This is a genomic window from Acinetobacter sp. YH12070 (assembly GCF_013419625.1).
GTDB lineage: Bacteria > Pseudomonadota > Gammaproteobacteria > Pseudomonadales > Moraxellaceae > Acinetobacter > Acinetobacter amyesii.
The window spans coordinates 73,179-92,775 of the sequence record NZ_VOZT01000009.1 but is presented as its reverse complement, the minus strand read 5'-3'; the positions used below and the strand labels follow the sequence as shown (position 1 = coordinate 92,775).

Here is a 19,597-nt window from a genome sequence, read left to right as displayed (position 1 = left end):
AAATATATATCGTTGGCAGAAGAAATTATTTAGACCAATTATCAAAAACTTCATTGATGACTTTATTCTCGATAAAAATCATCTGCTACCACAGAGAATCTATAAATGATAGTGCGTAAGTCCTATAAAATAAAAAGGCACTTGATTTGATTCAAATGCCTTTCAAATAGTTAAACAACGATTTAGCAATTTTAATAATCCAATATTGAGTTATTTCCATTGCCAACCGATCGATGCACCAGCGCCAAAGTCACCTTCAGAGTTCCCTGTTGCAGCCAATTTATACACATATTTATTGCTTTCAGTCACTCCACTAAAACCAACTGCATAGCCTTGTGAACCTTCCCAAGTCCCCATATCTACGCTAAACATGTTGTATCCAGCATCTGTGGGTTGCGGTAAGGAGGCGATTGCAATACTTGAAGCAACAGCACCGTAAACATTATCTTTAAATTTATTGAAATTATGGTTCAATTCATTCACACGTTGGTTGGTATAACTATTAGCTTGATTGAGTACATTTGCCCCATGCTGATCTGTATATGCTTTTGAACTATTTAGCACTTCTAGATCTGCTTGACGCATTTGTTTCACATTCACCGCATCGGTGTCTGCCGTACCAGCTGCCACATGAATAATTTGCCGCTCTGCACCAGCCGAGCCAACAGAAACCGTATTATTGCGATTAGAGCTTGAACCATTGCCTAGTACAACAGCATTATTTGCCGATGTGTTGATATTGTTACCAATCACATAGGTATTATTACCTGTGACTGTATTATTTGAACCTACTGCACCAGAGCCATCACCATTGACGGTATTGTTTACACCGAGGGCAATAGACTGATTACCATCAGCTTTATTACCGGCACCGACTGCAATCGCATCTTGTCCATTCGCAGTTGGTTTAGGTGCTGTATTGGCAACATTTGATTGAATTTTAATGTACGGATCTGTTCCTTTTAAGCTCAATAACCAGTCCACTTCAGTACCGACAAATCCATTTTTTATCGCAAGTTCATATGCACTGAAACCATTTTCACCTGTTAGCCCTTGTGCGCCAACTGCACCACGTAGACTTTCTAACCATTGGTCTTCATTGCCTTCATAACCATTGCTCACCGCAACTTGATAAGCACTTGCACCATCTAGACCATTGCTTCCATTCAGACCGTTCAAACCATCCTTACCATCGATTCCGTCTCGGCCATTGAGTCCATCTTTACCAGTTGCACCTGTAGCGCCTTTGTCACCTTTGTCACCCTTAGCTCCGGTTGCACCTGTAGCACCTGTAGCACCTACTGCGCCAGTATCACCTTTAGCTCCAGTTGCACCAGTATCGCCTTTGTCACCCTTAGCCCCGGTCGCACCTGTAGCACCTACTGCTCCAGTATCGCCTTTGTCACCTTTAGCTCCAGTTGCACCAGTATCGCCTTTGTCACCCTTAGCCCCGGTCGCACCTGTAGCACCTACTGCTCCAGTATCGCCTTTGTCACCTTTAGCTCCAGTCGCACCTGTAGCGCCCGTTGCTCCAGTATCGCCTTTAGCTCCAGTAGCACCCGTATCGCCTTTGTCACCTTTAGCTCCAGTCTCACCCTGTGCACCTGTTGCTCCTGTCTCACCAGCAGGACCTTGAGGTCCCATTGGCCCTACTGGCCCAGGAATACCACTATTGCAACGATTACAAGTATGCTCAGGATATGACGAGCCACTCCCACCAGTCCATACAATTGAACCTAAGAAAGTAAAATACTCACAGCTAGTAATTTTGGTACAACTTTAATAGCGATTGAAGTTATTTCACCAAGTTGTAGTGTCTTTTAAAATGCAATTTGTTGGCTTTTATCAGGACAATTCCTTTTCTGATAGTCAGCACCGATAAAAACTGTATTCAATATTTTATTCATGTCCTTATCCTTTTTTGTATTTGTACTCCTCTATTACGCTCTTTATATTTTGTGATTTAAATCACTATTTATGGTGATTTATTGATTTATACACTATTTGTAACAATCTAAAAAATACCTCATATTTTATTCAGACGAAAAAAAACCCGCAAAAATGCGGGTTTTTTTTCTATTAAAGCTTACGCTTCAACAGATACGTAGCGACGACCGAATTGGCCTTTCACTTCGAATTTCACAACGCCGTCAGCGGTTGCAAATAAAGTATGGTCACGGCCCATACCTACATTTACACCAGCGTGGAATTCAGTACCACGTTGACGAACGATGATGTTACCAGCAGTCACAGATTGACCGCCGTAGATTTTAACACCCAACATTTTTGGGTTCGAGTCACGACCGTTTTTAGTCGAACCACCGGCTTTTTTAGTTGCCATGTCTACTTACTCCTCGTAATTAGCCTGAAATAGCTGTAATTTTCAACTCAGTGAACCATTGACGGTGACCTTGTTGTTTACGATAGTGTTTACGACGACGCATTTTGATGATGCGGATTTTGTCGTGACGACCATGGCTAACTACTTCAGCAGTTACTTTAGCGCCAGCTACTACTGGTGCACCAATTTGAATGCTGTCACCGTTAACAAGCATCAACACGTCATCAAAAGTAACAGTTGAGCCAGTTTCAGCTTTCAATAATTCTACTTTAAGGGTTTCACCCTCAACTACACGGTGTTGTTTACCACCGCTTTGGATTACTGCGTACATTTAAGTACTCCAAACATGCCCGTGTTGTCGTGCCGGTAAAGGGATATACCGATCTTAAAACGATCGTCACTGGGGTTTTGCAAAGGCAAAGATTTTAAGGGATAACCCGAAAAACAACAAGTCATTTCCGTAAAATATTAGATGAGTATGCGTTTATTATATAAACAGTGTCATTAAAACCATTAAAATGAGTGCTCTATTTCACTTATCATGCTTTTGGCAGGGTTTGACATAGATTTTTAGCAACAATTCGCTAATATACACTGGACTGACATCAACAACATGCTGTTCAAACAACATGCTAAAGATAAAAGTCTGTTAAAAAATAAGTACAATACTTCCGCTTGATGAAAAAAATCACTTAAGATTAAGTCAATTGAGTAAGTTCTTATCTGTTATTCATATAACAAATTGCTACACTACGTCTGTAATTCAAAAATTATTGAGGTTTCTCTTCATATGACCATCGACTTTAAGCAAGATATTCTCGCGCCTGTTGCCACTGACTTTGCTGCGATGGACAAATTTATTAATGAAGGGATCACATCTAAAGTTGCCTTGGTCATGGCAGTCAGTAAACATGTGGTTGAAGCAGGCGGTAAACGCATGCGTCCAATTATGTGCTTACTTGCAGCAAAAGCTTGTGGTGCAGAAGATTTAGAAAAACACCGTAAACTTGCAGCAATTATTGAAATGCTACATACCGCAACCTTGGTACATGACGACGTAGTAGATGAATCGGGTTTACGCCGTGGCCGCCCAACAGCAAATGCGACATGGAATAATCAAACTGCCGTACTTGTGGGTGATTTTTTGATTTCTCGCGCTTTTGATTTATTGGTGGATCTAGACAGCAAAGCATTACTCAAAGACTTTTCAACGGGTACCTGTGAAATTGCTGAAGGTGAAGTTTTACAACTTCAATCACAACACCAACCCGAAACTACTGAACAAACCTACTTAGATATTATTCACGGCAAAACATCACGTTTATTTGAGCTCGCTACCGAAGGTGCAGCGATTCTGACTGGTACACCAGAGTACCGTGAACCGCTTAGAAAATTTGCCGGACACTTTGGAAATGCCTTTCAAATTATTGACGATATTTTAGATTACACCTCAGATGCTGAAACATTAGGTAAAAATATTGGTGATGATTTGATGGAAGGTAAACCAACTTTACCTTTAATCTCTGCCTTAAAGAATACAACTGGCGAAGAACATGACATTATTCGCCGCAGTATTGCCACAGGTGGTACGGCAGATTTAGAGCGTGTTATTCAGATTGTACAAAGCTCTGGGGCACTTGATTATTGTAGCCAACGAGCGACTGAAGAAACTGAGGCAGCACTAGCCGCTTTAGCAGCGCTACCAGATACTGAATATCGTCAAGCTTTAATCAACCTCGCAAACTTGGCATTACACCGAATTCAATAATTAACAATATTCATCGTAATTCCCCTTGCCTATGCATATAAAACTCAATGATATCTTTTTGACCATGCAGCAACAGCTCGATACCCCTCGGGCTGTGCTGGATGAAAACTTGCTGATCGAATTGGTCAACCGAATTCGACCAGAAGATACAAAAAATACTGACGAAATTAAGAAAAAATTTCAGGCTTTCATCCAAGCTTTACTCATCACGCCAGATGCAGCCTCTACCTTGCAAAGTTTTGTCCTAAAACTCATTAGCCGATATAAACAAACCAGTTTATATGCGGACACAGGTATTTTGTCTCTCGATGGTTTCTGGGGACAACTGTTCCAACGGCTTGGCGCACATTTTCTTCCTCTGATCAATGACGAAACTCAATTACAAGATTTAGTCCGTCGAGTTTTTTATCGTCATAGCGACAAATATTGGCTGGACAGTATTGATGATCAGCAATGGATGCAGCTATTTCGACTATTTAATCAAGGTCATAGCAATCAGGAAGAAAAAAAGAAAATTCGCCGTGAGTTAATTAAAGCCATTACCGTTTTGTCCTATCGGGTGAGTGGTATTGGCTTATATCCTGAATTTATTAATGCACAGCCTGAACTGACCGAATATGAATCACCTTTTTTGGTGCAAAACCGTGAAATAAATGATTTTATTCAGCAGTATAAAAAGCTCCATCAAAGTGCTGAAGAAATGAGTGCTGTGCTACCGCCAGATGCTTCTCAAGCGTTGGTAATGCTGGAACAATGTCGTGATGTGGTGCTGAAGATTCGGCGTGCGACCAAACGAATTGGCGTAAGTGTCAGCCTGACTTACTTATTGTCGCTTTTAGAACAGTGTTTAGATCGCTTAGAAATCTTACTCAACCTGATTGTTGAAGAAGATGATGTCCGCTATGTTTCTATGGGTAGTTTACTCAGTGATGTGACGTCAGCGATTTATAACGAACGCAGTGTGCGCGATTTGCTCGCCACCAATAGTGAATTGGTTGCCCTACAAGTCACCGAAAACGCAAGTAAAACTGGCGAACACTATGTAAGTACGGACAAACAAGGCTTTATGAGCATGTACCGATCTGCGGCAGGTGCCGGTGTGATCATTGCATGTATGGCAACTTTAAAAGTGCTGATGGCCCGTGTCAGCATGGCACCGCTCATGCAAGCCATTTCATATAGTCTGAACTACTCTTTCGGCTTTATGCTGATTCATGTCTTACATTTTACTGTTGCCACTAAACAGCCTGCGATGACAGCTGCCGCCCTTGCCTCGACGGTTCAGCATCGTAAAGGCTCGAAAATGGCGCAGATTGCCGAACTTGCCGCGCTAATTATTAACATCATTCGAACCCAGTTTATTGCAATCTTAGGCAACATCAGTATTGCGATTCCTGTTGCAGCATTGATCGCCTTAAGTTGGGACATGGCTTTACATGAGCCATTAATGAATCATGCAAAAGCAGCTAAAACCTTACACGACCTCAATCCATTTACCTCATTGGCTGTGCCACATGCTGCGATTGCTGGGGTATGTTTGTTTTTATCAGGTTTGCTTGCTGGATACTTTGACAACATGGCGATCTATCGCAAAGTTGGACCACGGATTCAAGCACATCCAAAGTTAAAACGCATCATGGGTCAAGAGAGACTGGATAAGCTTGCCGCTTACATTGAGCGAAACTTAGGTGCTTTAGCAGGTAACTTCTTATTCGGGATCATGCTGGGCAGTATGGGAACGATTGGATTTATTTTTGGTTTACCTTTAGATATTCGCCATATCGCCTTCGCCTCAGCCAACTTCATTCAAGGCCTCATCAATATTAATGGTTCACCAGACATTGGCTTAATCATTGTGTCATTCTTAGGAGTTATTCTGATCGGTCTGACTAACTTATTCGTCAGTTTCACGTTAACCATTATTGTGGCACTACGGGCACGTCGCGTAAGATTTGAACAATGGAAACCACTGGCTAAATTGGTGATGACTCATTTTCTAACGCGACCAAGTGACTTTTTCTGGCCACCGAAAGCCCCACTTGAAGTTGAAGATGGCACACAAGCCAGTAAGAACAATCATTAGCAGATTTGTGTTTTATTTTAGTAAGATGTAAATGAACACAAAAAATAAAATCAGTATGATTTACACATACTTGAAATAAAGTGTACTGATGAGTACACTTTAGTCCATTAATTAACCGAGCTCAAACCGGTTAAAATGACAAGGAATAAAATATGCCACGAACGCTACTGTTTGTTGGTTTTTTTGCATTAATTATCAGTGTGTTGTCACTTTATTCTAGCTATTTAAATCTATTAGATTTAAATATCGTGGAATGGATGAGTCAGCACCGTATTGCTGTTTTTAATCAAATTGCCATCGGACTTTCCGCGCTAGGGGGCATGCCTTTTGTATTATTTTTCACCACGCTATGGAGTTTACACTTTGCGTGGTATAAAAAATACACAGAGATTGTTTTTATCAGTATAGGGATCTTTGGAAGTATCGGCCTTGCATGGTTGCTTAAATTTACGTTCACCAGACCGCGTCCCCCAGAAATGTACCATCTTGTAGCGTCTTACGGGAGTTCATTCCCAAGTGCACACAGTTGTTATGCTGCATCGCTTGCGTGTCTTATGATCTTGATTTACCGACAACATGCTCAACATCGCTTGATCACCATTTTGGCATTGTTATGGATGCTGTGTATGGGTGTTTCGCGAGTATATGTTGGGGTTCATTTTCCGACAGATGTCTTATCCGGTTGGAGCATAAGTTTTATTTGGATCGCGCTACTTTATTTGAGTTACATCAAAATCAGTAAAGCGTAAACAAATGAATAATTTAGATAAATATCTAATTGAGGTGGAACAATGATGTCTGCAAAGCTTTGGGCTCCTGCCCTGACTGCTTGCGCATTGGCAACAAGTATTGCACTTGTTGGTTGTAGCAAAGATCCTAAAGATGCACAGCAAGCTGCTGCTGCACAGCAAATGCCACCAACTGAAGTCGGTGTCATTGTTGCCCAACCGCAAAGCGTTGAACAATCTGTTGAACTTTCTGGCCGTACATCTGCCTATGAAATTTCAGAAGTACGTCCACAAACCAGTGGTGTAGTACTGAAACGTCTATTTGCAGAAGGCAGCTATGTTCGCGAAGGACAAGCCTTGTACGAGATCGACTCGCGTACAAACCGTGCTTCAGCTGACAGTGCTCGTGCTGCTTTAACACGTCAACAAGCTAACTTAAACGTGTTACGTGTTAAAGAAGGTCGTTACCGTCAGCTTGTTGGCTCAAATGCGATTTCAAAACAAGAATACGATGATATTGTTGCTCAAGTTAAACTGGCTGAAGCAGATGTTGCGGCATCTCAGGCAGAACTTAAAAATGCAGAAATTAATTTAGGTTATTCAACTGTACGTGCGCCAATTTCAGGTCAAACCAACCGTTCAACAGTGACAGCGGGTGCTTTAGTTACTGCATCTCAGGCTGATCCATTAGTCACAATTCAACGTCTTGATCCAATGTACGTTGACATTAACCAATCAAGTGCTGAACTTCTTCGTCTACGCCAACAGTTAAGCAAAGGCAACTTAGACAGCAGTAATAACACCAAAGTGAAATTACGTCTTGAAGATGGTAGCGAATACCCTATTGAAGGTCGTCTTGCATTTTCTGATGCGAGTGTAAACCCAGATACAGGTACGGTTACACTTCGTGCTGTTTTTTCTAACCCGAATCATTTATTACTTCCGGGTATGTTTGCCAATGCTCGCATCGTTCAAGGTGTGATTCCAAACGCTTACCTGATTCCACAAGCTGCCATTACGCGTACCCCTACAGGTCAAGCAATGGCAATGATTGTGAATGCAAAAGGTGCTGTTGAATCTCGTCCTGTAACCACTGTTGGTACGCAAGGTTCGAATTGGATCGTGACTCAAGGCTTAAACACTGGCGATAAAGTGATTGTTGACGGTATTGCGAAAGTTAAGCCAGAGCAACAAGTTGTAGCCAAACCGTATCAACCTCAGGCTGCTGCACCTCAAGGTGCGCAACAACCTGCTGCAGCAAAGCCAAACGCTAAAGCCGCAGAACAAGCAGCGCCTAAAACTGAACAAAAAGCTACTTCAAACGCATAGGGAGTAGACTGAATGGCTCAATTCTTTATTCATCGCCCCATTTTTGCATGGGTGATTGCATTGGTAATTATGCTAGCGGGTGTACTCACGCTATCAAATATGCCAATTGCACAGTATCCGACCATTGCGCCGCCAACGGTTTCAATCTCTGCGACTTACCCTGGTGCATCTGCAGAAACAGTTGAAAACACCGTAACCCAAATCATTGAACAACAAATGAATGGTTTGGATGGTTTACGTTATATTTCGTCAAACAGTGCGGGTAACGGTCAGGCATCTATTACATTGAACTTTGAACAAGGGATCGATCCAGATATCGCCCAAGTTCAAGTCCAAAACAAACTCCAGTCTGCGACAGCGCTATTACCTGAAGACGTACAACGTCAAGGTGTAAAAGTCACCAAATCTGGCGCAAGCTTCCTACAAGTTGTAGCATTCCACTCACCATCGGGTAAGTTGACTGCGGACGACATTAAGGACTATGTAAACTCGAATATTTCTGAACCTCTCAGCCGTGTGGCAGGTGTAGGTGAAGTCCAAGTATTCGGTGGTTCTTATGCGATGCGTATTTGGCTAGATCCAGCCAAAATGGCAAACCTGAAAGTTACACCGAGTGATGTGGCTGCGGCTATCCGTACACAGAATGCTCAGGTTGCTGTTGGTCAGTTAGGTGGTGCGCCTGCAACTGAAGGTCAAGTACTGAACGCGACAGTTACAGCACAAAGTTTGTTGCAAACACCAGAGCAGTTTAAAAACATTTTCCTGCGTAACAGTAGTGATGGTGCTCAGGTACGTTTAGGTGATGTTGCACGTGTTGAATTAGGTGCTGACAACTATCAGTTCGACTCTAAGTTCAACAACAAACCTGCTGGTGGTGTAGCGATCAAACTAGCAACTGGTGCAAACGCATTAGATACAGCCGAAGCTGTTGAAGCACGTTTAAAAGAACTACGTCCAAACTACCCTGAAGGTTTAAAAGACACGCTTGCATTTGATACGACTCCATTCATTAAGTTATCGATTGAAAGTGTTGTACATACCCTTGTAGAAGCCGTGATTCTTGTATTCTTTGTGATGTTCTTATTCTTACAGAACTGGCGCGCAACGATTATTCCGACATTGGCTGTACCTGTAGTGGTATTGGGTACTTTTGCTGTCATTAACATGTTTGGTTTCTCGATCAACACACTCACCATGTTCGCGATGGTACTGGCGATTGGTCTCCTCGTGGATGATGCTATTGTTGTCGTAGAGAACGTTGAACGTGTCATGGTTGAAGATCATCTTGACCCAGTGACTGCAACTGAAATCTCAATGAAACAGATCTCGGGTGCCTTAATCGGTATTACCTCTGTGTTAACCGCTGTATTCGTGCCGATGGCATTCTTCGGTGGTACGACAGGTGTAATTTATCGTCAGTTCTCAATCACGCTGGTAACAGCAATGATTCTGTCATTGATTGTAGCATTGACCTTTACCCCTGCCCTATGTGCGACCATGTTGAAACAACATGATCCAAACAAACCTGAAAGCAACAATATCTTTGCCCGTTTCTTCCGTTGGTTTAACAGCTCTTTTGATAAAGTTGCGCATAAATACCAAGGCGGCGTGAACTTCATGACACACCACAAGATTTTCTCTGGTGTGATTTATGCAGTTGTAATCGGGTTATTAGTGCTTTTATTCCAAAAGTTACCTTCATCATTCTTACCTGAAGAAGACCAAGGTGTTGTAATGACACTGGTACAGTTACCACCGAATGCCTCACTTGAGCGTACGGATAAAACTGTCACTGCAATGACCGATTACTTCCTGAAAAACGAAGAAAAATATGTCGATTCTGTATTCAGTGTTGCCGGTTTCTCGTTCACAGGTGTAGGTCAAAACGCAGGTCTTGCATTCATCAAGTTAAAAGATTGGGAAGACCGTACATCACCTGAATCTCAAGTGGGTGCGATTATTCAACGTGGTATGGCATTGAACATGATCGTGAAGGATGCTTCATACATCATGCCAATCCAATTACCAGCAATGCCTGAATTGGGTGTAACTGCCGGCTTCAACTTGCAGTTAAAAGCTTCTGCAGGTCAAACTCATCAACAACTTATCGATGCCCGTAATATGGTGCTCGGTATGGCTGCTCAAGATAAACGCCTCATGGGTGTTCGTCCTAACGGTCAAGAAGATACGCCACAGTACAAAATCACGATTGACCAAGCTCAAGCTGGTGCAATGGGTGTGAGCATTGCTGAAATCAATACCACAATGGGTATGGCATGGGGTGGTTCTTACATCAATGACTTCGTTGACCGTGGTCGTGTGAAGAAAGTCTATGTACAAGGTGAAGCTGCGGCACGTATGATGCCTGAAGACCTGAGCCAGTGGTATGTCCGTAACAACCAAGGCACAATGGTTCCATTCTCGACCTTCGCTACTGGTGAATGGACTTATGGTTCACCACGTCTTGAACGTTATAACGGTATCGCATCTGTGAACATTCAAGGTTCACCGGGTGTGGGTGTAAGTTCGGGCGACGCGATGAAAGCGATGGAAGAAATTGTACAAAAACTTCCTTCGATGGGCGTTCAAGGCTTTGACTATGAATGGACTGGTTTATCTCTAGAAGAACGTGAGTCTGGCGCACAAGCACCATTCCTATACGCACTTTCATTGTTAATCGTCTTCCTATGTCTTGCTGCCTTGTATGAAAGCTGGTCTATTCCGTTCTCAGTATTACTGGTTGTACCATTAGGTGTATTGGGTGCGTTATTACTGACTTTCCTTGGAATGGTGTTCTTCAAAAATCCAAACTTGGCGAATAACATTTACTTCCAGGTGGCTATTATTGCCGTCATTGGTTTGTCCGCGAAGAATGCGATCTTGATCGTAGAATTCGCCAAAGAACTTCAAGAAAAAGGTGAAGATCTGTTTGACGCAACATTGCATGCCGCTAAAATGCGTCTACGTCCAATTATCATGACCACTTTAGCCTTTGGTTTTGGTGTACTTCCGCTTGCCCTTTCTTCGGGTGCAGGTGCAGGTAGCCAGCACTCTGTAGGTTATGGTGTATTGGGTGGCGTAATCAGTTCTACCCTACTTGGTATCTTCTTTATTCCTGTGTTCTACGTATGGATCCGAAGTATCTTTAAGTACAAACCAAAACAACAAAATAATCAGGAGCATTTATCGTGATGCAAAATGTATGGTCTATTGCAGGTCGTAGCATTGCGGTTTCTTCACTTGCGCTTGCTTTGGCTGCCTGCCAAAGCATGCGTGGTCCAGAGCCGGTTGTTCAGACCAATATCCCCGAAAGCTACACAGCAAGTGCTTCTGGTACTTCTGTTGCTGAACAAGGATATAAAGATTTCTTTGCTGACCAACGTCTGGTACAAGTTCTTGACTTAGCTTTAGCCAATAACCGTGACCTACGTACGGCTGCTTTAAATATTGAACGTGCACAGCAACAGTATCAAATCACTGCCAATGGTCAATTACCAACCATTGGTGCAAGTGGTAGTGTACTTCGTCAAGACACGTTGAATACACAAAAGCCTATCACCTCTTATAATGTCGGTTTAGGTGTCACTGCCTATGAACTTGATTTTTGGGGTCGTGTACGTAGCTTAAAAGACAATGCTTTAGACAGTTACCTTGCAACTGCAAGTGCCCGTGATGCAACACAAATTGCGTTGATCGGTCAAGTGGCTCAAGCATGGTTAAACTATGCATACGCTAACTCAAACTTGAAGCTTGCGGATCAAACCTTAAAGGCTCAGCTTGAATCTTACAACCTGAACAAAAAGCGTTTTGATGTCGGTATTGACAGTGAAGTTCCTGTTCGTCAGGCTCAAATTTCTGTAGAAACTGCACGTAATGATGTTGCAAACTACAAGACTCAAATTGCTCAAGCGCAAAACTTATTGAATCTATTAGTGGGTCAACAAGTGCCTGCGAACTTGCTGCCGAACCAACGTGTCAGTCGAATTACTTCGACCAATACCATTGGTTCAGGTATTCCAAGTGACTTGTTGAACAACCGTCCAGATGTACGTGCAGCTGAATATAAACTGTCTGCTGCTGGTGCGAACATTGGTGCAGCTAAAGCACGTCTGTTCCCTACGATTAGTCTGACAGGTTCAGCGGGTTATGCTTCAACGGACTTAGGTGATCTATTTAAATCAGGCAACTTTGTATGGTCTGCTGGCCCTAGCCTAGATATTCCAATTTTCGACTGGGGTACACGTCAGGCAAATATTAAAGTTTCTGAAACTGACCAGAAAATTGCATTGTCTGATTATGAAAAATCAGTTCAGTCAGCTTTCCGTGAAGTGAATGATGTGCTTGCAGTTCGCCAAAACATTGGTGACCGTATTGCAGCACAGCGCCGTTTAGTTGATGCAACCAACACAACGTACAAACTGTCAAATGCCCGCTTCCGTGCTGGTATTGATAGCTACTTAACTGTACTTGATGCGCAGCGTGCATCTTATGCAGCTGAGCAAGGTTTGTTGTTGCTTGAACAAGCAAATCTCAACAATCAAGTTGAATTGTATAAAACACTTGGTGGTGGTATCAAAGCCAACACTTCTGATGCTGTGCAATACCAACCTTCTACTGCCGAACGTAAAGCAGCATCAAAACAATAATTTGATTTAGCCTAGCCAGTTATATTTGAAAAGCTCACTTCGGTGGGCTTTTTCATTTTTAGATCGGAGCTACAAAATAAAAATGAAGATATTGCTTTTTGCTGAAGAGTTTCCTATCTTCAATTCACCTTTTTATATTGATAACTAAAAATGCTTTTAAGTAATCTTGAATCTGTTCCGGGTCATACCATTACACAACAACTTGATGTCGTTTATGGCAGTACTGTCCGCAGTAAACATGTTGGTCGTGACTTTATGGCTGGCCTAAAAAATATCGTGGGTGGTGAACTCAAAGGTTATACAGAACTACTCGAAGAATCCCGTCAAGAAGCTATGAGCCGTATGATTGATAAAGCACGTGCCTTAGGCGCGAATGCAGTCGTCGGCATCCGTTTTTCAACCTCAAATATTGCTCAAGGCGCCTCTGAATTATTTGTATATGGCACGGCAGTTCGCGTAGAAGCCAACTCAGCAAAACTACCAGACCCATTTCCAACTCAGGACTAAGTCATGGATGCCTTTATTTTTAAAGTCCTGATCTTTGTGGTGCTCTTTTGTATTGGTTGGGGCTTCGGTCGCCATATCGAACAAAAGCATCTCAAAGAACTCGAAGCTCAAGAAAAACGTTTATCGCATATTCAAATAGACAACAACCGTTTTAAAACTACTGAACATTTCGGACAACTGATTTCAAGTAATGTGTGATTTCACATGATTATTTTAAATATGTGATTGCCAATATTCAGAACTTCTTTGGCGGACGTTTAACCAGTTATGAAAGCATTGTCGATCGGGCACGTCGTGAAGCCGTGGTGCGTTTAAAGCAAGAAGCTGAAAAGATGGGCGCAACGCAAATTATGGGCCTGCGTTTAAGCACCACTGAGTTGGGTATGCAAGGCGGCATGGTCGAAGTCTTTGCGTATGGAACAGCAATTCAAAAGAGAGACATCTGATCTCTCTACTTCTCCCCAATTCATTTTTACTATTTAATTTACTTTACACAATGTGTTTTCAAACTCTTCATAACTCACATTTTCATTGCGACAAACTTTAAAGCAAACTTCATTAAATTTCTTTTCATCAATATTTGGATCATGATAACTAAATGCAACATCTCCAGCATAAGCACGTGCCAGATCTTGCACCACAATGTCAGCTTTACATCCATATAAAGTTGGACATGCCTCTAATGTTCCTTCGTAATACTCTTTACACTGAGTCGGTTCGACATCCACCTTATTGGGTTTTTGCATCGACACATTTAAACCATTTTCATTCATTAAAAGAAAATATTGAAGTTTTCTAAATGGTTTTAAGTCAATCTCGAGTCCCGAATGATTGATACGAGCCAATTGATCTTTGTAAGAATTATGATCATCTGAGATTAACTCTGCATTACCAGCTTTATCGATTTTGATAAAGCTATAGTTGACAGGCATATATGCGCCACTCCCCTTATGTGCAATCACTTCGATCAAATGATCTTTCGCAATAAATGCGCCCGTAAATACAGTCGATTCAACACTGGTCAGCAACTTACCTTTCACTAAAACACAATATCCAAAACATTGATCTTTGAATCTAGCCTGATCGCCTTTAAAATCATCAACAGGATGAAATTCAGCTCGCCATTTAAAATCACCAATTTTATTCGAGCTATAAGGTAATTTATCAACATCTGAATCTTGAGGATTTTGACTGTAATACTCAGACTTCAATAATCCTTTTTCATCAAACAGTGCTTCGATCGGTAACCACCCCTCATTTGGTTCTCGCATAACAACTTCTGCACTCGCCGCTTCAACATTAGGTTCAATCTCAACAGATTCAGTAACTGGTTCTGATACAGTTCCTATTTCTTTTTCAGGCTTTTCGAGTGTTGAGTTGTGCTCAATTTTTTGAGTTTTCTGTTTAAAATAAAAATAAGCCACTGTACCGATTGCGCCAATGATTGCGCACAAAATGATGGCTATTCCCCATTTGTTAAAATTATTCTTTTTCATTTCTTATAATCTCGATACTCATTAAAAAAGTCACTGTTAAGAGTGACTTTTAAACAATTTAAACTTGATAAAACTTACTTCACTTTGGTTTTACGAATCATTTTATATAACGTTGTCGGTGATAAACGTGACACCCAAACACCGAGCTTTTCTTTAGAACCACCCACCACGATGTATTCTTCCCCTCTTTGCAAAGATTGCACTACTGTTTCGGCAAACTCATTGGCTTCTAGACCATTTCCAATAGCTTCATCCTGATGCCCTTGTGGTTTTCCTGCACCATTGAGTGCATTAAATGAAACATTGGTTTTGACAAATCCGGGGAATATCACCGATACGCCCACCCCTTGATCCGCAACTTCCGCACGTAGACTGTTCGCCCACATATGAATGGCAGCTTTTGCAGCAGAATAGGTCGCGCGGTACTGTGTCCCTAATAAGCCTGCAACACTTGAAACAAAAGCAATTCGACCAGACTTTTGTGCTAAAAATGTCGGTAAAACGGTTTTGGTTAAATAGACTTGCGAAAAATAATCTACTTCCATGATGGCACGTTCAGTTTGCATAGTCGTATCCGTAATCAATGCACGCTGACTCAATCCCGCATTATTGATTAACCAATCAATTCGGCCTTTATTCGCAAGGACTTGTTCATAAGCGTGGCGAACTTGTTCTTCATTGGTAATGTCTGCACACACTGAAAGATGCTGATCTGGATGTAATAATGAAACCCGGACTTTTTCCAACTCTTCAAAACGACGTGCGGTCAAAATGACCTGCGCCCCTTGCAAAGCACATTCTTTTGCTAAAGCTTCACCCAAACCTGAAGATGCCCCAGTAATCCATACCACTTTTCCGTTCAAATCATCACGTTTTGCCATTTTGACATCCTTTTAAATAACTAATTTATTCATTTATATGTATTTTATGCTTTATGTAATACAGGCTCATTGTTCAAAAACACCATAAAATGGTCAAAATACTGACTCATCGACCGTGCATCATAAATTTTGCCGAGTTTATCGAAGCGTTTATATCCGAGTTGCGTGGTGAGATTGATGACACCGGTTAAAGTTTTATCCACCACCATATTAAATTTCAGCATTTTTTTCGGTTCACGCACCAAATGCGTCACCCCGGCATCGACCACTTGTGTAAATGCCTTCAATGCGAGTGGGACATATTGATTCTGCCCTTCTTTCATTTGACTGACATAGGCAAGCAAGTCGGTGGCTAAAGAGGCATCGATCGGGTAATGCATAAAATGCTGACCATCTTCGCTGTAAAAACGTCCATATAAATAATTCACCATCGGTACAAGGCGGTCATTGCCGAAAAAAGACACCGACCACGGCATATATTTACGGGTCGTTTCACGTATTTGCTGAATAATTTTTTCGGATTCATTGTCTCCAGACTTATTCATGCGCGCCATTTGGCCAAAAACTTGATCTAAAATTTCACATGCAATATCCGCTAAATTATCCCCTAAGGCTTTGGACTGACTTTTTGTTTCACCTGCATTGAGTTTTTGATGAATCGTCTCAAAACGTTGATATGTCGTAGGTTGAATCTTTAAAGAAATAAAATAAGTCATTTGATATTGCTCCTTTTATCTTAGTTTTGGGATCAATGGATACTTCTTATCTTAGGTCCTATCATACGGACTCTTTTATTTACTGCCAAATCCTAAAAGTTAACATTCGCCCAACATCCCTAATTCACCATTTTTTTTGCTACAATAGATCTAATTTTTTATCCACTTTTGATCTGTTTAGACTATGACTGATTCAGCGCAAAATATTGCTACGACCTACGATCCGACCGAGATCGAAAAAAAATGGTACAAGACTTGGGAAGAGAGAGGCTACTTCAAGCCATCTCAAAAAGGTGATTCATTCTGTATTATGATTCCGCCGCCAAACGTCACCGGTAGCTTGCACATGGGTCATGGTTTCAACAATGCCATTATGGATGCGTTGACTCGTTATAACCGTATGTCTGGCAAAAACACCCTTTGGCAGCCGGGTACCGACCATGCAGGTATCGCAACGCAAATGGTTGTTGAACGTCAATTGGGCGCAGAAGGCATTAGCCGTCACGACCTTGGTCGTGAAAAGTTCATCGAAAAAGTGTGGGAATGGAAAGAACAATCTGGCGGCAACATTACCCGTCAAATTCGTCGACTAGGCTCATCTGTAGACTGGTCACGTGAACGCTTCACCATGGACGAAGGTCTTTCTAACGCGGTTAAAGAAGTGTTTGTTAAGCTGCATGAAGAAGGCTTAATTTACCGTGGTAAACGCCTTGTAAACTGGGACCCTAAACTACAAACTGCCCTTTCTGACTTAGAAGTTGAGTCTGATAAAGAAGAAGCAGGTTCACTTTGGCACTTCAAATATTTCTTTGAAGATAAGTCACTTCGTACCCATGACGGCAAAGATCACATTGTTGTGGCGACAACACGTCCTGAAACATTGCTTGGCGATACCGCTGTTGCGGTTGCGCTTGATGATGAACGCTATGCAGCGCTTGTTGGCAAGAACATTATCCTGCCAATCACAGGCCGTGCTGTTCCAATCGTTAAAGACGAATATGTAGACAAAGAATTTGGTACAGGCTGTGTGAAAATCACCCCTGCGCACGACTTCAATGACTATGAAGTGGGCAAACGCTGTGAACTTCCTATCATCAACATCTTCAACAAAAATGCGGAAGTGTTGAGCGATTTTGAATATATCGCCAAAGCGGGCGAGCAAATTTCTAAAACCATTCCTGCACCTGCGGACTACATTGGTTTAGAGCGTTTTGCTGCACGTAAACAATTGGTTGCTCAAGCTGAAGCTGAAGGCTGGTTAGCGCAAATTCAACCTTACACACTTAAGCCACCTCGCGGTGACCGTTCAGGCGTAATCGTTGAGCCATTATTGACTGACCAATGGTATGTGAAAATTGCACCGCTTGCCGAGCCTGCAATTAAAGCGGTTCAAGACGGTCAAATTAAGTTTGTCCCTGAGCAATACAGCAACATGTACATGGCTTGGATGAATAACATTCAAGACTGGTGTATCTCACGTCAATTGTGGTGGGGTCACCGTATTCCAGCTTGGTACGATGCTGAAGGTAACGTATTTGTAGGCCGTGACGAAGCTGAAGTTCGTGCGAAAAACGGCATTGCGCCTGAAGTTGAATTGAAACAAGACGAAGACGTGCTTGATACATGGTTCTCTTCTGGTCTTTGGACATTCTCTACTTTAGGTTGGACTGGCGACGCGGCGAAAGATAAAGAAAACTATTTCTTAAATACTTTCCACCCGACTGATGTGCTTGTGACTGGCTTTGACATCATCTTCTTCTGGGTTGCCCGCATGATCATGATGACCATGCACTTCATGAAAAATGAAGATGGCACACCGCAAGTTCCGTTCAAAACAGTGTACGTTCACGGTTTGGTACGTGATGGCGAAGGTCAGAAAATGTCTAAATCTAAGGGCAACGTGCTTGACCCATTAGATTTGATTGACGGCGTGGATCTTGAAACTTTAGTACAAAAACGTACGACTGGTTTGATGAACCCGAAACAAGCAGCGAAGATTGAAAAATCTACCCGTAAAGAATTCCCTGAAGGCATTCAGTCTTACGGTACAGATGCGGTTCGTTTCACTTTCTGTGCGCTTGCGAACACTGGCCGTGACATTAAGTTCGACATGAAACGTGTTGAAGGTTACCGTAACTTTGCCAACAAAATCTGGAACGCTACCCGTTTCGTGATGATGAACTGCGAAGAGCAAGTGATTGGTCAAGAAGTACATCAAGACCTTTGGGAATTGCCTGAACAATGGATCGTGAGCCGTCTGCAAAAAGCGGAACAAGCGGTGCAAACAGCATTTGCGACTTACCGTTTAGACTTGGCTGCACAAGCGATTTACGAGTTCATTTGGAATGAATACTGTGACTGGTATGTAGAGCTGACTAAGCCTGTTCTAAATGATGAAAACGTATCAGTTGAGCGTAAAGCTGAAGTTCGTCGTGTATTGCTTGCAGTAATGGAAGCGTCTTTACGTTTGGCTCATCCATTGATGCCGTACCTTACAGAAGAAATTTGGCAAACGCTTGCGCCGAAACTGAACATTTCTGGCGAAACAATCATGTTGGCTCAGTACCCTGTTGCAGATGAAGCGAAAATCAACGAACAAGCTGAAGCAGATATGCAATGGCTGCAAGGTTTGATTGGTGCGGTACGTAACATCCGTGGTGAAATGGGTCTAGGTAATGCGCGTTTGTTGCCTGTACTTCTTCAAAACACCACTGATGCTGAAAAAGCACAAATCGCACGTATTGAACCGTTGTTCAAAGCATTGGCTAAAGTTGAAAGCATTACCTTCTTGGCTGATGCTGAACAACCGCCATTGTCTTCTTCTTCTGTAGTGGGTCACGTGTCTGTATTCGTTCCAATGAAGGGTTTAATTGACCCTAAAGCGGAATTAGGTCGTTTACAGAAAGACTTAGACAAGGTTCAAAAACAGCATGACCAAATTGCGACTAAACTTGGCAATGAAGGTTTTGTCGCGAAAGCGCCTGCGGCTGTGGTTGAAGGCGAGAAAGTGAAACTTGCTGAATTTGCTGATCAGTTAGCGAAGATTAAAGCGAATATGGAGCAAATTGCAGCGCTTTAATGTGTTGTTAGTTTGGTTCAAAA

General features: G+C 42.2%; 14 protein-coding genes and 2 pseudogenes. 10 read left to right on the top strand and 6 right to left on the bottom strand.

From position 1 onward, the window contains the following. Window positions 1-109: pseudogene (locus tag FTU17_RS04235) on the top strand (IS701 family transposase); the annotation flags it as partial. 101 nt (window positions 110-210) lie between these two features. Here the strand turns inward: FTU17_RS04235 and FTU17_RS17650 are convergent. From FTU17_RS17650 to rplU, 3 genes are all read right to left on the bottom strand, one after another. After that, a complete protein-coding gene (locus FTU17_RS17650) occupies window positions 211-1,644 on the bottom strand; it encodes a YadA-like family protein (RefSeq protein WP_306670312.1) in 1,434 nt (477 codons plus the stop codon). Window positions 1,645-2,086: 442 nt separating this feature from the next. Further along, the gene (gene rpmA / locus FTU17_RS04215; RefSeq protein WP_067764378.1) at window positions 2,087-2,341 is read right to left on the bottom strand and encodes a 50S ribosomal protein L27; all 255 of its coding nucleotides are present in this window, start codon (window positions 2,339-2,341) and stop codon (window positions 2,087-2,089) included. A gap of 19 nt (window positions 2,342-2,360) precedes the next feature. Then, complete coding sequence (rplU, locus tag FTU17_RS04210) at window positions 2,361-2,672, bottom strand: 50S ribosomal protein L21 (RefSeq protein ID WP_078191390.1); 312 nt, start codon at window positions 2,670-2,672, stop codon at window positions 2,361-2,363. A 459-nt stretch (window positions 2,673-3,131) separates the two neighbouring features. Here rplU and sdsA point away from each other — a divergent pair, with 459 nt between their 5' ends. From sdsA to FTU17_RS04170, 8 genes and pseudogenes are all read left to right on the top strand, one after another. Continuing rightward, the gene (gene sdsA, locus FTU17_RS04205; RefSeq protein WP_180134754.1) at window positions 3,132-4,109 is read left to right on the top strand and encodes an All-trans-nonaprenyl-diphosphate synthase; all 978 of its coding nucleotides are present in this window, start codon (window positions 3,132-3,134) and stop codon (window positions 4,107-4,109) included. 31 nt (window positions 4,110-4,140) lie between these two features. After that, window positions 4,141-6,192, top strand: coding sequence for a site-specific recombinase (locus FTU17_RS04200; RefSeq protein WP_180117796.1), 2,052 nt, complete (start codon window positions 4,141-4,143; stop codon window positions 6,190-6,192). Window positions 6,193-6,344: 152 nt separating this feature from the next. After that, window positions 6,345-6,941: a phosphatase PAP2 family protein gene (locus FTU17_RS04195; protein WP_180134753.1), complete on the top strand. Its 597-nt coding sequence runs from the start codon at window positions 6,345-6,347 to the stop codon at window positions 6,939-6,941. A gap of 42 nt (window positions 6,942-6,983) precedes the next feature. Beyond that, window positions 6,984-8,249, top strand: coding sequence for an efflux RND transporter periplasmic adaptor subunit (locus FTU17_RS04190; RefSeq protein ID WP_180134752.1), 1,266 nt, complete (start codon window positions 6,984-6,986; stop codon window positions 8,247-8,249). Between the two features lie 12 nt (window positions 8,250-8,261). Beyond that, window positions 8,262-11,441: an efflux RND transporter permease subunit gene (locus FTU17_RS04185; protein ID WP_180005072.1), complete on the top strand. Its 3,180-nt coding sequence runs from the start codon at window positions 8,262-8,264 to the stop codon at window positions 11,439-11,441. Next, on the top strand, window positions 11,441-12,895 hold the full coding sequence (gene adeK / locus FTU17_RS04180) for a multidrug efflux RND transporter AdeIJK outer membrane channel subunit AdeK (RefSeq protein ID WP_180134757.1): 1,455 nt from the start codon (window positions 11,441-11,443) through the stop codon (window positions 12,893-12,895). The genes FTU17_RS04185 and adeK overlap by 1 nt, the downstream gene beginning before the upstream one ends. 150 nt (window positions 12,896-13,045) lie before the next feature. Further along, entirely contained in the window at window positions 13,046-13,402 is a 357-nt protein-coding gene (locus FTU17_RS04175) for a YbjQ family protein (protein WP_078192212.1), read from the top strand. Between the two features lie 3 nt (window positions 13,403-13,405). Beyond that, window positions 13,406-13,848: pseudogene (locus FTU17_RS04170) on the top strand (YbjQ family protein). A 33-nt stretch (window positions 13,849-13,881) separates the two neighbouring features. On the opposite strand, the gene FTU17_RS04165 reads toward FTU17_RS04170, so the two are convergent. From FTU17_RS04165 to FTU17_RS04155, 3 genes are all read right to left on the bottom strand, one after another. Beyond that, a complete protein-coding gene (locus FTU17_RS04165; protein WP_180039527.1) occupies window positions 13,882-14,898 on the bottom strand; it encodes a hypothetical protein in 1,017 nt (338 codons plus the stop codon). Between the two features lie 74 nt (window positions 14,899-14,972). Beyond that, a complete protein-coding gene (locus tag FTU17_RS04160) occupies window positions 14,973-15,779 on the bottom strand; it encodes an SDR family oxidoreductase (RefSeq protein ID WP_180039525.1) in 807 nt (268 codons plus the stop codon). A 44-nt stretch (window positions 15,780-15,823) separates the two neighbouring features. Beyond that, on the bottom strand, window positions 15,824-16,495 hold the full coding sequence (locus FTU17_RS04155) for a hypothetical protein (RefSeq protein ID WP_180134751.1): 672 nt from the start codon (window positions 16,493-16,495) through the stop codon (window positions 15,824-15,826). Between the two features lie 184 nt (window positions 16,496-16,679). Here FTU17_RS04155 and FTU17_RS04150 point away from each other — a divergent pair, with 184 nt between their 5' ends. Next, entirely contained in the window at window positions 16,680-19,574 is a 2,895-nt protein-coding gene (locus FTU17_RS04150; RefSeq protein WP_180134750.1) for a valine--tRNA ligase, read from the top strand. Window positions 19,575-19,597: the final 23 nt, after the last annotated feature.